Here is a 13,610-nt window from a genome sequence, read left to right on the forward strand (position 1 = left end):
TAGCCGAAAGCTTTCAACCTGGCTCGGCTATTCGTATGCCCCGCACCACCCCCGACCAGGGGCACCTGCCAGGCGCGATGCCTGTCGGGTGCCCCGTGCGGGACTAGCGGGCGACGGTTTCGCCGGTCGGCAGTTCCACGGCGACAAGATCGGCAATGCTGCCGGCGCCGAGGATCGGCTCCGCCACGATGCCGGTGGGGAGCGCATTGGCGGTCAGGACGTTGGCGGTCAGGACGTTGGCCGTCAGCACGTTGGCAGTGAGTACATTCGCGGTCAGCACGTTCGCAGTGAGGACGTTCGCGGTCAGCACGTTCGCAGTGAGAACATTGGCGGTGAGGACATTGGCTGTCAGCACGTTCGCGGTGAGCACGTTGCTGGTGGTGTCGGCGGCAGCCGGGGCCGCGGCAAGGGCGAGCACGGACAGGGCGATGAAGGCGATGCGGGTCATGGGAGTCTCCTGGTGTCGTCTGAATCCGGCGCGGCACACGGTCCGGCGGGATGGGGGGAAGTGATCGCGGTTCAGCGCGATCGGTTGAAGAGCAATGCCTTGCCGGTCTCGCCGGCTCGCGCCCGCTCCTCCGTGCAAGCGGGGCCAAGACGGCCTGCGAGCCGAAGACACGACTGTTGCAGGCCGTCGAGGGTCATCTTGGCCGGCACGCGGGTATGAGCGACGCACGTGGCGCCCTCGATTCCCCATGCGGCCTCGAAGTTCAGATCGTCTTGGCCGGCGCTCGCGGCGCGTTTCTGGATGCCGATATCGTCATAGATATCGATCGCCATGCCGGTGAGCGTGGTGGCGTGGTCGCCGCAATAGTCGGCACGCACCAGCTTCACGCAGGCGCGGTGATAGACCGCGAGATCGGTGCCGTCCGGCAGGGTCTTCCACGGCTTGTAGCCGAAGCGCACGCACTTGCCCTGGGCACCGCCGGAACAGGTGAGCGTGAAGCCTTGCGGCGAGACGAAGCGGCCCTCGGAATCCCACTGGCCCCGCACCGGAAAAACCCAGCGCTTGCCCTGCGGATCCGGCTCGCAGATTTCCGAGGCGTTGCCGGCGGCATCCAGCACGCTGGCGCGATAGAGCAGCACCTCGTGGTCCGGGTCCCTCTCGTCGACCACGATCTCCTCGATCCGCACATGCCCGACGGTGTCGGAACCGGGCAACTTGAGCGAGAGCGTGGCGCCCGCCAGTTCCATCCCCTGCAGGATCCGCCCGCTGGCGAGGGTGATGCGGAATGCCGTGCCCAGCACCTCGGTCGACACGATCCGGTCCGGCTCCGCCGCGCCAGCCGCCGCCCCGGAGAAGAGGGCTCCGGCGAGCAGGACGACGCGGGCTCCGGCGCGGAGCCACGAAGGACATCTGGAGGGGGAAGGCTGTGTGGCTGTGATCATCATGGGCGGAGACTGGGCCCCGCCGGTTTCAGTCGTATGCCGCCTGTGCTTCCGGATTGTTTCAATTGGTTCCGGGCGGGCACCGCAAGGCGCAAAAGGCTCCGAGAACCCGGCGCACCTCCTCCGGCACGAACGGCTTTTCCAGCACCGGCCGACGCGCGCGGGCGAGGAAGCTGCCGGTTGCCGGACCCAGCGTATCGGCGGTGATGAACACCACGCGCGTGCGCAGGTGGCGCTTGCGGTCCAGCAGCCAGTCGAACAGGGCCGGCCCGTCGAGGTCGGGCATGTGCAGGTCGCAGAGAATGGCGTCGTAGTCCGACCGTTCCAGCAGGCCGCGGGCCTGCGTGCCGCCGAGGGCGACGTCGCATTGGAAGCCCATAGCCGAGACCATCTGCGCCAGGATGGCGGCGACCTCCGGTTCGTCGTCGACGATCAGCGCCGTGCCGGCCTCGAGAGGAATGGCAGCCTCGGGACGCACGGCCGGGAGCGGAATGACGGCGTCTGCTGCGGCGTCGGTCGCCGCGGGCCGCAGCCTCACCTCGAAGCAGGCCCCGCCGATCTCGGTCGCGGCCAGCACCAGGGTGCCGCCATGCGCCTCGACGATCCCGCGGGAGACCGCCAGGCCGATGCCGGTGCCGTGTCCCATCGGCTTGGTGGTGAAGAACGGGTCGAACACGCGGCCGCGAATGTCCGCACCGACACCGGGACCGTTATCGGTGACGGTCAGCAGCAGACCATCGGCCTCCACGGACGCGGCCACGCGGATATGGCGCGGCAGCGCCTGCGCCTGGAGCGCCTGCTGGGCGTTCACCAGCAGGTTCACCATCACCTGCGTCAACTGGTCGGCATCGCCGACCGCGAATGGAAGGTCATCCGGGATCACGACGTCCACGGTCACGCCGCTGCTGCGCAGGTTATAGGCCAGCAGGTCGATCGATCCCGTCACCAGCGGGCGCAGCGCAAACGGGCGCAGCGCGATCGGCCGCTGGCGCGCCATGGCGAGGAAGGTGCGCACGATGCGTCCGCAGCGTTCCGCCGCCGACTGGATCCTGGCCGCCCGCTCCGCCAGCGGCGGCGCCGCCTTCGCGGCATCCTCCCCCAGCATCAGGGCATGGCCGATGACGATGGACAGCGGGTTGTTCAGCTCGTGTGCGACGCCGGCCAGCAGCGAGCCGAACGCCGCCATCTTCTCGCTCTGGTGCAGCGCCTCGCGGCCGCGCGCGATCTCGGCGGCGGCGGCCTTGGCATCGGAGAGATCGCGCAGATAGGCGGTGAACAGCCGCCGCTCCGGCAGGCTCACCTCGGTAATGGTGAGTTCCACCGGGAAAATCTCCCCGTTGGCACGCACGCCCTCGATCTCGATGCGCCGGCCCAGCACATGCGCCGCGCCGGTGGCGAGATAGCGGGCGAAACCGGCCGCATGGCGCGCGCGCAGATGCTCCGGCACGATGATGTCACCTATCGGCTGGCCGAGCACGTCGGCGCGCGCATGGCCGAAGGTGCGCTCGGCGGCCGGGTTGAATTCCACCACGCAGCCCGCCTCGTCGATCATGATGACGCAGTCCAGCGCCGAGACCGTCATGGCGGCGCCGAGCGCCTGGCTCATGTCCAGCACCGCCATCTGCTCGGCGAGGCGACGTTCGGCACGCTTCATCTCGGTGAGGTCGCGCACCAGCAGGCGGTAGCCGTCGATACCGCCGCCGGCGCCATGATGGGGTACGCAGACGCCCTCCGCAAAGCGCGGTTCCGTCTCGCCCGGCCCTGCCAGCCAGCCCCGCCAAGCCGAGGTCCGACCGCCCACGGCGTGCTCGCCATGGGCGCGCACGATCTCGGGCGCCCGGTAGCCTTCGATGCCCTGCGGCGCATAGGCACGGTTGGCGTAGAGATAGCCATGCGCGCGGTCGAGGCGCGCGACGCCGATGGCCATGGCCTCCAGCATCGCGCCGAGCCATTCGTCGGCGGCATCGGCGACCGGCACGGGAGGCGCGGCGTCGAACGGTTTCATGACGGATCGCCGCCGCGGGCGGCGGGCACAAACATGTAGCCGGTGCCGCGCACGGTCCTGATCACCGCCGGCCTTCCGGGATCGGCCTCGATCTTCCGGCGCAACCGCGTGACGCGGATGTCGATGCTGCGGTCGAAGGGGTCGCGGTTGCCGCGGTGCGCCAGGTCCAGCAGGCGGTCCCGGCTGAGCACCCGGTTGGGATTGGCGGCGAACACTTCGAGCAGGGCGAATTCCATGGCGGTCAGCGCCAGCAGGCTGCCGTCCTGCCGGACCAGGCAGTGGGATTCCATGTCGAGCATCAACGCGCCGAACGGCACGTGCCGGCGGCCGGGCGCAACGTCGATGACGGCGGCCGGCCGGGCGGTGCGGCGCAGGATGGCGCGCAACCGCGCGCGCAGCTCCCGCAGATCGAACGGCTTGCTCACATAGTCGTCGACGCCGAGCTCCAGCGCGACGATGCGGTCGATCACATCGGTCACCGAGGTCAGCATCACGATCGGCACGTCGTCCTGTGCCCTGATCCGCCGCGCGATGGTGAAGCCGTCCTCGCCGGGCATGTTGACGTCGAGCATGATGAGGTCGGCGCCCTGCTTCGCCAGGCAGGCGTCGAGGTCGTTGCCGCTTGCCGCCGTGCGGACCGCAAAGCCGTGCCGGCTGAGATAATCGGCGATCAGCAGGCACAAATCGGCTTCGTCATCGACAACGATGATGCGTGGCTGATCCATCGGTCCTGAAAGTCCCCCTGCCCCGGAGCCGGATTCCGCGCGCATGATCGCAATTGACGGGTCGGTCGCTGAAGACATGGTCCGAAGTATCGCACCGGCCTGACGCAGCGTCTTGGACGGGGCGCGACGGATGTCTTGTCCTGGACGGGACAGCGACGCCCTGATCGGCTCGCTCTCCTGCGCGAGGCGGGTGACCGCTCGGCTAGATCGGGCAGGCGGCTTGCGAGGCCGGCTCGCCGCCGGGCGGAAACATCTCCGGCGTGACGGATGCCACTGCGAGGCCGAGCTTGCGGCGGTCCCCGGACTGGCCGAGATCGTGCGGCGAGACGGGGCCGTGCAGCGTGATGGTCATCTCGATCACCGAACCCGCCACGCAGGTCTCCGGCAGCACGACCCGCACGATTCCGCCGGGCGAGAGGCCGCGGCCGGCGGCAGCCGTCTCCGGCAGGCTGAAGCGGACCGGCTCCGCGTCGTCGACCCGGATGTCTAAGCCGAGCGGCGCGCCATCGGCGAAGACATGGCGCACGTTGAGCGCGACGGCCCGGACCGCGCCGGCCTCCACAGCGGGCAGGCGGAGCAGGAGACGCGCCTCCTCGCCCACCGTCCAGCGCCCGAACGCCTCGGGTGGGCCCCAACCGCTCCAGGCCAGGCAGGTGCTGTCGGATCCGTCGAGCGAGATCGAGCGATCGAGCAATGGCAGGCGCACCTGCGCCTCCGCCGTGGTGAGCATGTCGATCTGATCGACCCGCACGCCGAGGCGGCGCGAATCCGTGGTGAAGGCACGCATCTCCTCGTCGCTGAACAGGCCCTCGAGCCCCAGCCAGACGGCCGCGACCGCACCGTCGCCATAGGCGAGCAGACGCCCGGTCATGGTCACGCAGAGTCCATCCGGGTCCGGGGCGAACTCGCCGCTCCACAGGCCGTCCCCCGCCCAGGCCTGCAGCTTCAGGCGATCACGGATGTCCGCGAAGGGTGTCAGGAGCAGACGCAGGCGCCACGGCTCGCCGACGACGCCCCCGGCAACCGGGAGGCCGAAAACGCAGGCGTCGGCCTCGCTCCAGCGCCAGCCCTCTTCGGGGAAGCTCCAGCCTTCGAGAAAGACCACGTCGTCCGGGAAGGCGGCGAATTGCGGCGATGCCGCCCCGCGCAGCGACCGGCCCTGCAGCGACAGCGCGACGGCCCGATCGGGCGGCGTCTCCCGGTCGAAGCCGTCATTGGAAAAGCCGCGCGCGTTCTGCCCGCGCAACCGCGCCGTGCGCTCGCCGGGCGATACCGCAGGGCGCCCGCGCAACCCGATTTCGCGGTCCTGCCGCCGGACATGCCACGGATTCGCCAGCAGCGGCGATTTCAGCGCGCCCGGCGGCAGCGGGCGCCCGGCGACCTCCCGGACCGTCAGCAGGGACTTCCGCATCCAGCGCTGAAGCTCGAACTCGCGCGCGAGCCGGTGAAACAGCGCCCAGTCCCATCCGTCGGCGGGCGACAGCCGGAACAGCAGGTCCACCTCGGCGATCCAGTCCGCCCGCTGCTCGATCTCGTCGTGAAAGGCATGGGCAAGCAGGACAAACAGATGATCGGTCAGCGATACGACCAGGATCGGGCGTCCGTCCAGCCGTGCGGGCATGCAGCGCATCCTCACCCCGTCGGCATGGCGCGGCACCGCGATCGCCGCCGCCGGCCGCCAGTGCAGGTCGATCGCGGTCCCGCGCGGATCGCTCAGGCCGATGGCGTGGTAGCGCTCGAAGTCGGTCTCCGAAAACGCCTCCCCCAGCGCTCCCCGCCAGCCGGCCTCGTTCAGCACGGTCATCGCCGCCCGTGCCGCGTCGGGGCGGATCAGCAGGTCGAAGTCGCCCGAAGGCCGTGTCTTGACGGTTTCCGGGTAGCGGGCCATCAAGGCCGCGCCCTTCATCAGGGCAATGTCGATGCCGGCGGCCTCAAGGAGGTCCAGCGCCTTGATGAGCGTCCGGCGACGGAGCACCCCGGCCAGCCAGATGTGCTTGACCTGCCCGCCGATCCAGGCCAGCCGGTCATCGGAGAAACCGAGCCGCAGCATATTGGCGTGGAGCAGCGGCATCAGCCGCAATTCGCGCCCCAGCATGTGGTCGGGATCGGCATAGCGCCGCCATTGCCTGAAGGATTCGAGGGCCCGCACGTCGTCGCGCAGACAGGCTTCGAGCAACCAGCGATCGCGGTCAGCCAGCGGCAAGCCGTTCATGACGGGCCGCTCCGCCCGCGCTTGGCATCGGCAAACGCCTTCATCGTCAGCAGGTAGTCCCGACGCTGCCGCTCCCGGTCCTGCCGCCCCATATTGTGCGCATGGATGCGACGGCGGCACACCACGTCGGGCAGAAGCCGCCAACTGAAGCCCAGGCCGACGGCGCGCGCGTACCAGTCGATGAAATCGGCGGCGCGGCGGTCCGGGTCGAACCCGCCCACGCGCTCGAAGGCCGCGCGGCGGACCAGCATGGCGCTCTTCATGAGGCAGGGCTGGGGCGTGGTGGCGAGGCGCAGGGAGGCACGATCCTCGGCCGCCAGATCGGGGCTCGCGAAGGTCTCCATGAAGCCGAATACGGCGTCGAGGCCGGGATCCGCCGCGAGGGCGGCCACCTGCACGGCCAGCTTGCCGGGGAGCCACAGATCGTCGGCGTCGATGATCCCGAGCAGTTCGCCGGTCGCCTGCGCCGCTGCGCGGTTGAGTGCCGCGCCGACGCCCCGGTTGTCCTGGCGGATGAGCCGCACCTCGTCGCCGAAGCCCGCCATCGCTTCGGCCGACCGGTCGGCCGAACCGTCGTCGACGGCGATCACCTCGAACGGCGCCGGCCGCTGGTCGAGCACCGAGCGGATCGCGGCTCCGACATAGGCCTCGGCGTTCCGGCACGCGATCAGGACGGAGATGCGCATGGGGAACCCCTCTATCGGCGACGGCGCGCCGCCGCGCGCATGGCCGCGAGCAGGGCCGGCGCGCTGCGTTCGGCAATTCGCGACCGGTTGCGCCCATGCTGGCGATAGAGCACGGTCACGGCATCGATCGTCACGATCCGCGCGCCGGCCTCGACCAGGCGCAGGTAAAGGTCGACATCCTCGGCATGGTCATGCGTGCCATCCATGCCTCCCACGGCGAGCCACAGCGACCGGCGGATCAGCAGGGACGGGAACAGGAACGGCGTCGGATGCGGCTCGGCGCGCCGGAGCCGCTCGTCGACGTCTACCCCCGCCTCGGCACGCAGGCGGAACGCACCGCATACGATGTCGGCCTCCGGCTCGGCGCTCCACGCGTCCAGGAGCGCGGCCATGCGTCCGGGCGGCCAGAGATCGTCATGATCGAGGAAGGCGAGCGCCTCGCCACGGGCGCGGCCAGCGCCGGCATTGCGGGCCGCCGCTGGGCCGCCGCGGTCCTGCGCGATCAGGACGACGTCGGGATGCTCCCGCCGCACGATGGCAGCGGTGTCGTCCGTCGAACCGTCGTCCACGACGATGATCTCGTCGACGGGACGTGTCTGGCTGCGGACGCTCGCCAGGGCGTCGCGGATGAAGGCCGCGCCGTTATGCACCGGCATGACGGCGCTGACGGTCGCCGGCGCGCCCTTCACGACAGACGTTCCGCAAGCGCGGCGAGCGCACGCTCGCTGTCGGGACCCGGATCGAAACGCGTCGGCGGCAGGGCCGTGAGCAGCCGCGCGATCTTGTGCAGCCGCGCCTGCTTCGCGCCCGGCGTCGCGACCATGGTATTGGCGGCCAGGTTGACGAGAACGTTCGAGCGACGGATCGGGGTGAAATCCGGTGACGGACGGCCGACGCGTTCGAGAAACAGGATGTCCCGCAGCGCCGCCTCGCCGGCATGCAGCCCGGCGAGGCCAGTGAGGTTCAGTTCGTGGCGTGTCTCCGCGAAATCATGGGAGATGGCGGTGCGTGCCGCGGCGAGGTGGGGAAAGCGGGCGGCCATGTCGTCGCGCAGGCGTGCGGTCGCGAACAGCGGTGCGACCGCCGGCGCGTCATCCGTGCGCAGGAGAACGTAGTCGTCGCCGATGAAGCGCCAGCCGGCGCCCAGGCCGGCGAGACTGAGCGTGGTCTTGCCGGCGCGGCCGGGGCCGGTGAACACGCAGGCGCGCCCGTCCCTGGCGAGCGCGGCCGCATGGACGGCGATCCAGGGCGTATCGTCGAACATGGCCTGGATCGCCGGCAGGAAAGGACGCGAGCGCTCCCACGCCTTGATCGCCGCCTTGTCGGCCACCCAGCAGACCGCACGGCGGCCCGGCCGGTCGACGACATAGAGGCAGGGCGAATGCCGGCCCATCCAGAGGCAATAGGTGTCGGCGCTCTCGACAAGGCGCATGTCCGGCTCGGCGGCGCTGAAGCCGGCCAGCGGCAGCGGCATTCCGGCATCGCCCGAGAGCACGAAGAGCGACCATGGCGGCTCGTCCCTACCCGGCTCCGACGCCGGGTGGAATGCGTCGGCGAACAGGCCCGCGAGGTCGCCGTCACCGAACTGCAGCCGGATCGTCAGCGGCCCCGCCGTCACCAGGCGCATCGCCGCGACCGGCGCCTTCGCCGCCGAGGCAAGAAGCGCCGCGACGGTGTCGGCCTGCACGGGTTCGAGTGAATCGGCCGCGTTCACGTCAACGATGCGGCTCGTCGGACGTGGCGACAAAGGGCCATCCCGCGGGCGAGGCCTCGTGGATCGGATCCACCAGCAGGAGCCCCTGCAGATCGTCGAACTTCTGGAGCGTCGGCGAAGAGAAGGTCGTCGGGGCCGGCAGTTCCTCCCGCGCCACGGCAGGCACCGGCACGAGAAGACCTTCGCCCTGCAGTTCGTCGATGAAGCGGGCGATTTCGGCGGGATCGCCCCCCGTCACGGCAGCGAACTGCCGGCCGGTATGACCGGCGATGAGCGCCTTCCAGATGTCGGGTCCCGACGCGTCGACGGCATAGAAGAAGCCCGTCTCGAGATTGGCGATCACCGTTTCGTCGCCGAAGTTTTCGAAGATCACTTCGGGTCCGGCCGAGGCGAAAACACGATCGAGAACGGCGGCCATTGGCAAATCCCTGCTCGCTCCGCGCATGATCACCGCCTTGCGGCCGGAAGCACCCGGACCAAATCGCGCGGGGCATGCCGGATAATTATGACGTTGCACGTGCCGGTTTCAACCCAAAAGCGGCGGCGGCGCAGAGGTCCGCGGCAGGCCTCCCTACGCTGGCGGCTCAAACCATTTCTAAGCCGCGCGTCCGGCGAGCAGCCGCTGCTCATAGGCCTTCACATGGGTGAAGGCGAGGCGCAGCGTCGGATCGTCGATCCCAGCGGCAATGGCCTTGCCCATGACGTAACCGATGATGTGGTCGACCTCGGTACGCCCTTTCCGCTCGATGTCGCGCAGCATGGAGGTCGCATAGGCGGAGGTGGGTTCGGAGAAGATCGCGCGATAGGTCGCCATGAACGCCTCGCTCGGCCGGTGGCCGTTTCGGGCGGCAACTTCGCTGACGGTGTCGAGAAGACGCAGAAGCTGCTCGCCGCCCTGCGGCGTGCGGACGATCTCGCCCACATTGGCGCGCATGAGACAGGTCATTGCCGCCGCCGTGGAGAGATGCACCAGTTTCTCCCACATGCGCTGCATGATGTCGGGGACGGCTTCCACCTCGACACCCCTGGCTCGCGCGAACGACGACGCAATCGCGAGAACACGTTCGCTCATCTCGCCGGACTGCTCGCCGAAGGTGAGAAACCGCCAGTCGTTGAGCTGCCGGACGGTGCCGTCCTCCGTCAGCGTGGCCTGTATCTTGGCACTGCCGCCAAGGACGCGCCCGCTTCCAAAGACGTCGTTCAGCAGATCGATATGAGCGACACCGTTGAGCAAAGGCAGCACGGCCGACGATGCGCTCATGGCGGGGGTGATGGCGCGCACGGCGTCGTCGAGGTCGTAGGCCTTGCAGGTCAGGAGAACGACATCGTAGTCGGGCGCCAGTTCCGCCGCCAGGACCGTCTTGACGGTGATGCGCGCATCGCCGAACGGGCTCGCGATCTTCAGCCCGTCACGCTGGAGGGCGAGTTGCCGACGCTCTCTCACCAGGAAGGTGACGTCGCCCCCCGCCTCCGCGAGACGCCCGCCGAAATAGCCGCCGATGCCTCCGGCACCGAGCACCAGGATCCTTGGATCGCTCATGATTTTTCCTTGTAAACCTAAACTTGGATCGCGCTGGAAATGGCCCGCGTGACGGTACGCATGTCGGCCGTGCCGCCAAGATCCGCCGTGCGAGGCGCATCCCGATCCGCCAGCACCGCCTCGATCGCACCCTCGACGGCGCGTGCCGCGGCATGCTCTCCGAGATGATCGAGCATCATTGCCCCGGACCAGATCTGGCCGATGGGGTTGGCGATGCCCCTGCCCGCAATGTCAGGGGCTGAACCATGCACGGGCTCGAACATCGAGGGATGCAGGCGCTCGGGATTTATGTTGCCGCCCGGCGCGATGCCGATGGAGCCGACGATGGCGGGGCCGAGATCGGAAAGGATGTCGCCGAACAGGTTGGACGCGACCACCACGTCGAATCTTCCCGGCTGCCGCACGAAATGGGCGGTCAGGATGTCGATGTGGAACTGGTCCGTGCGGATGTCGGGATAATCGCCCGACACGGCCTTGAACCGCTCGTCCCAGAACGGCATCGAGTGGATGATGCCGTTGCTCTTGGTGGCGGAGGCGACATAGCCCTTGCGGCCGCGTGCGAGCTCGAAGGCATAGCGCATGACGCGATCGCAGCCATGGCGCGTGAAGACGGATTGCTGGATCGCGAGTTCGTCGGCGCGGCCTTCGTTGATGCGCCCACCGAGCTGCGAGTATTCGCCTTCGGTATTCTCGCGCACGACGTAGAAATCGATGTCGTCGCCGAACGGCGGCCGGAGCGCGCCCTCCACGCCCTTGAGCGACCTGACCGGACGCAGATTGACGTATTGATCGAAGCTGCGCCGGATCGGGATCAACAGGCCCCAGAGGGAAACATGGTCCGGCACGCCGGGATAGCCGACCGCGCCGAGATAGATGGCATCGAAGCCTCGCAATTGGTCGATGCCGTCGTCGGGCATCATGCGTCCCGTCTTCAGGAAGCGCTCGCAATTCCAGTCGAAGCCGTGCCATTCGAAGGCGAAGCCATGCCGCCGCGCGGCGGCTTCCAGCACTTCCTGTCCCGCCGGAACCACTTCGTTGCCGATGCCGTCACCGGGAATGACGGCGATCCGATATGTCTTTGTCACGACGCCCACACTGCCTGCTTGTTTGCGGTGGCGGATCATCGGTGCCGGCGCGGGCCGTGAGAACCTCAATGTAGGGAAGCGAGCTTTGCGTGATGCGCAAATCGACCGGGCAAGGGCTCCTGTATCCGCTTGCCGCGGTCCGGCTCCGCCTCAGCGCGCTTCCGCGTTTTGCGGAAACGCGGAAGCCAGCTCGTCGAGCATGTAGTTGGCCGCCGCACTTAGCTGACGGTTTGAATGACGGCAGAGGCAGACGCGCGTGCCATTGTGCTCGGCGCCTTCCAGCTCCAGCGCCACCAGTGCCTCATCGGCATTTTCACCCCAGATGGCGAAGGCCGGCACGATCGCGGCTCCGGCGCCCGAACGCGCGTAGAGCTTGAGCGCGGCGATGGAATTCACCGTGAGATGCGGCACGGTCCCGCCTTTTTCCGGCGGCAGGAGAGCGTCGAAGGCCACCCGCGTCGCATAGCTCCGGGGCGGCAAAGCCAGGCACGTCCCGTCGAGCAGGTCGACGCTGGCAACCGTGCCGCGGGCGGCCATGTCATGCTCGCGGCTCACGATGGCGACCAGCCGGCTGCGGTGTTCGGCGACGATTTCAAGCTCCGAATGGCTCGGTGCGTTGAAGACGACCGCAAGGTCCGCCCGTTCTTCCAGCAGCGCCCTTTCCGCCTGCCGGCCGGAGGCGACCACGATATCCGTCTTGATGTTCGGGTAGCTGCGGGCCATCGCACTGATCCTGGGCATGAGATAATCGGGGACCAGGGCTTCCGAAGCGTAGACCGAGACGTGGCCGCGCTTGAGCGCGTGGACGTCGTCCAAATCCGCCGCCAGCCGATCCATCCGGCGCAACACATGCCGGGCGGCCTCGATGAAGACCTCCCCCGCACTGGTTGGCCGCATGCCGCGCGAATGCCGCTCGAACAGCGTCACGCCGAGCTCGTGCTCCAGCTGCGCGACCTGGCGGCTCAGTGCGGACGAGGTGAGATGCACGTCATGTGCGGCGGCGAGAGTAGAACCGTGCTCCGCGATGGAGATGACGTACCGCAGAACCTGAAGCGGCATGCGCGGCAGCGCGCCGACGATCTTGGATCGGCCCATGAGTTCCCCCTGAAGCTGGATTCGCCGAAAGGCCTTCCTTGGAAGCCGCTGCCCGAGGCGCCTGCAGGTCGTCGGCAACTCCCCGTACCGCTTTGCAAGATACGCAAAGCAGACGTCGGCACATTGAAATTGTCAATGAGGCGTCAAACCAACAGCATCCACGGGAATGAAACTTGCTTGGACCCAAGGTGACTCATGAACGCTTTCGACGCGGATATTGCGGCCAGCCCGATGGTTTCCGTCGCGGTCGTCCAGGCGGCGCCTGTCGCCTTCGATCTCGCCCGGACCCTCGACAAGGTCGCCGATCTCACCGCGGATGCCGCTAGGTCGGGGGCGCAACTGGTCCTCTTCCCGGAAGCGTTCGTCAGCGCCTATCCCCGTGGCCTCGACTTCGGCGCACGGATCGGCGCGCGTTCGGATGAAGGACGCGAATGGTATCGGCGGTACGCTGAAAACTCCCTGCTGGTTCCGGGCGCGGATTTCGAACGGCTCGCGGCCATTGCTGCCCAGAACAGGGTTCATCTGGTCATCGGCGTCATCGAGCGCGACGGCGCGACGCTGCATTGCACGGTGCTGTTTTTCGGGCCGGATGGCACCTATCTGGGCAAGCATCGCAAGCTGATGCCCACGGGTTCCGAACGCCTCGTCTGGGGACAAGGCGACGGCTCCACCCTCTCCGTTGTCGACACACCCCATGGCAGACTGGGCGCCGTCATCTGCTGGGAAAACTACATGCCGCTCCTGCGTGCCGCGATGTACGCGAAGGGTATCGACATCTATTGCGCGCCCACGGCCGACGGACGGGACAGCTGGCTGCCGAGCATGCGCCACATCGCGCTGGAAGGGCGCGTGTTCGTCCTGACGGCCAACCAGTTCTGCCGCCGCAGCGACTATCCCGACGATTATCCGACCCCCTTCGGCGATGAACCGGACACCGTCATGTCGCGGGGCGGCAGCTGCATCATCGGCCCCATGGGCAACATACTGGCGGATGCCGCCTGGGACCGCGAAGCGATCCTGACCGCCGAGCTCGACCGGCGGGACCTTCTTCGAGCCCGCTACGATTTCGATCCGGTCGGCCATTACAGCCGCCCGGACGTGTTCCAGCTGCTGGTCGACGAGCGCGCGCGGACAACGCTGCGCAGCACGGTCTGAGGCG

13 protein-coding genes are annotated in these 13,610 nt (G+C 68.5%); 1 reads left to right on the forward strand and 12 read right to left on the reverse strand.

The window, feature by feature from the left end; genetic code table 11:
- Positions 1-103: 103 nt before the first annotated feature.
- From AC1RU4_RS14910 to AC1RU4_RS14965, 12 genes are all read right to left on the reverse strand, one after another.
- On the reverse strand, positions 104-448 hold the full coding sequence (locus AC1RU4_RS14910; RefSeq protein WP_492891883.1) for a hypothetical protein: 345 nt from the start codon (positions 446-448) through the stop codon (positions 104-106).
- 71 nt (positions 449-519) lie between these two features.
- Positions 520-1,260 carry an ADYC domain-containing protein gene (locus AC1RU4_RS14915; protein ID WP_492891884.1) on the reverse strand — a complete coding sequence of 247 codons (741 nt, stop codon included), beginning with the start codon at positions 1,258-1,260 and terminating at the stop codon, positions 520-522.
- Positions 1,261-1,450: 190 nt separating this feature from the next.
- Entirely contained in the window at positions 1,451-3,394 is a 1,944-nt protein-coding gene (locus AC1RU4_RS14920; RefSeq protein ID WP_492891885.1) for a PAS domain S-box protein, read from the reverse strand.
- Positions 3,391-4,119 (reverse strand): response regulator, encoded by a 729-nt coding sequence (locus AC1RU4_RS14925; protein WP_492891886.1) that lies wholly within the window; start codon positions 4,117-4,119, stop codon positions 3,391-3,393. The genes AC1RU4_RS14920 and AC1RU4_RS14925 overlap by 4 nt, the downstream gene beginning before the upstream one ends.
- A 202-nt stretch (positions 4,120-4,321) precedes the next feature.
- Positions 4,322-6,331, reverse strand: a complete 2,010-nt coding sequence (locus tag AC1RU4_RS14930) for a nucleotidyltransferase family protein (protein WP_492891887.1) — start codon at positions 6,329-6,331, stop codon at positions 4,322-4,324.
- A complete protein-coding gene (locus AC1RU4_RS14935) occupies positions 6,328-7,017 on the reverse strand; it encodes a glycosyltransferase family 2 protein (protein WP_492891888.1) in 690 nt (229 codons plus the stop codon). Before AC1RU4_RS14935 ends, AC1RU4_RS14930 begins: the two co-directional genes overlap by 4 nt.
- An 11-nt stretch (positions 7,018-7,028) precedes the next feature.
- The gene (locus AC1RU4_RS14940) at positions 7,029-7,706 is read right to left on the reverse strand and encodes a glycosyltransferase family 2 protein (protein WP_492891889.1); all 678 of its coding nucleotides are present in this window, start codon (positions 7,704-7,706) and stop codon (positions 7,029-7,031) included.
- Positions 7,703-8,731: a hypothetical protein gene (locus tag AC1RU4_RS14945; protein WP_492891890.1), complete on the reverse strand. Its 1,029-nt coding sequence runs from the start codon at positions 8,729-8,731 to the stop codon at positions 7,703-7,705. The genes AC1RU4_RS14940 and AC1RU4_RS14945 overlap by 4 nt, the downstream gene beginning before the upstream one ends.
- A gap of 1 nt (position 8,732) precedes the next feature.
- The gene (locus tag AC1RU4_RS14950; protein WP_492891891.1) at positions 8,733-9,149 is read right to left on the reverse strand and encodes a PqqD family protein; all 417 of its coding nucleotides are present in this window, start codon (positions 9,147-9,149) and stop codon (positions 8,733-8,735) included.
- 177 nt (positions 9,150-9,326) lie between these two features.
- Positions 9,327-10,271 (reverse strand): ketopantoate reductase family protein, encoded by a 945-nt coding sequence (locus AC1RU4_RS14955; protein WP_492891892.1) that lies wholly within the window; start codon positions 10,269-10,271, stop codon positions 9,327-9,329.
- A 17-nt stretch (positions 10,272-10,288) separates the two neighbouring features.
- Entirely contained in the window at positions 10,289-11,395 is a 1,107-nt protein-coding gene (locus AC1RU4_RS14960; protein WP_492891893.1) for a tartrate dehydrogenase, read from the reverse strand.
- Between the two features lie 111 nt (positions 11,396-11,506).
- A complete protein-coding gene (locus AC1RU4_RS14965; protein ID WP_492891894.1) occupies positions 11,507-12,451 on the reverse strand; it encodes a LysR family transcriptional regulator in 945 nt (314 codons plus the stop codon).
- A 195-nt stretch (positions 12,452-12,646) separates the two neighbouring features.
- Here AC1RU4_RS14965 and AC1RU4_RS14970 point away from each other — a divergent pair, with 195 nt between their 5' ends.
- Entirely contained in the window at positions 12,647-13,606 is a 960-nt protein-coding gene (locus AC1RU4_RS14970) for a carbon-nitrogen hydrolase family protein (RefSeq protein ID WP_492891895.1), read from the forward strand.
- Positions 13,607-13,610: the final 4 nt, after the last annotated feature.

This window comes from Ancylobacter sp. GW821-FHT10E12 (assembly GCF_058809335.1).

Excerpts from the sequence above, each read along its gene's own strand:
- AC1RU4_RS14910 (WP_492891883.1), bottom strand. The coding sequence starts at position 448 with ATGACCCGCATCGCCTTCATCGCCCTGTCCGTGCTCGCCCTTGCCGCG.
- AC1RU4_RS14920 (WP_492891885.1), bottom strand. The coding sequence starts at position 3,394 with ATGAAACCGTTCGACGCCGCGCCTCCCGTGCCGGTCGCCGATGCCGCC.
- AC1RU4_RS14925 (WP_492891886.1), bottom strand. The coding sequence starts at position 4,119 with ATGGATCAGCCACGCATCATCGTTGTCGATGACGAAGCCGATTTGTGC.
- AC1RU4_RS14930 (WP_492891887.1), bottom strand. The coding sequence starts at position 6,331 with ATGAACGGCTTGCCGCTGGCTGACCGCGATCGCTGGTTGCTCGAAGCC.
- AC1RU4_RS14935 (WP_492891888.1), bottom strand. The coding sequence starts at position 7,017 with ATGCGCATCTCCGTCCTGATCGCGTGCCGGAACGCCGAGGCCTATGTC.
- AC1RU4_RS14950 (WP_492891891.1), bottom strand. The coding sequence starts at position 9,149 with ATGGCCGCCGTTCTCGATCGTGTTTTCGCCTCGGCCGGACCCGAAGTG.
- AC1RU4_RS14955 (WP_492891892.1), bottom strand. The coding sequence starts at position 10,271 with ATGAGCGATCCAAGGATCCTGGTGCTCGGTGCCGGAGGCATCGGCGGC.
- AC1RU4_RS14960 (WP_492891893.1), bottom strand. The coding sequence starts at position 11,395 with ATGATCCGCCACCGCAAACAAGCAGGCAGTGTGGGCGTCGTGACAAAG.
- AC1RU4_RS14965 (WP_492891894.1), bottom strand. The coding sequence starts at position 12,451 with ATGGGCCGATCCAAGATCGTCGGCGCGCTGCCGCGCATGCCGCTTCAG.
- AC1RU4_RS14970 (WP_492891895.1), top strand. The coding sequence starts at position 12,647 with ATGAACGCTTTCGACGCGGATATTGCGGCCAGCCCGATGGTTTCCGTC.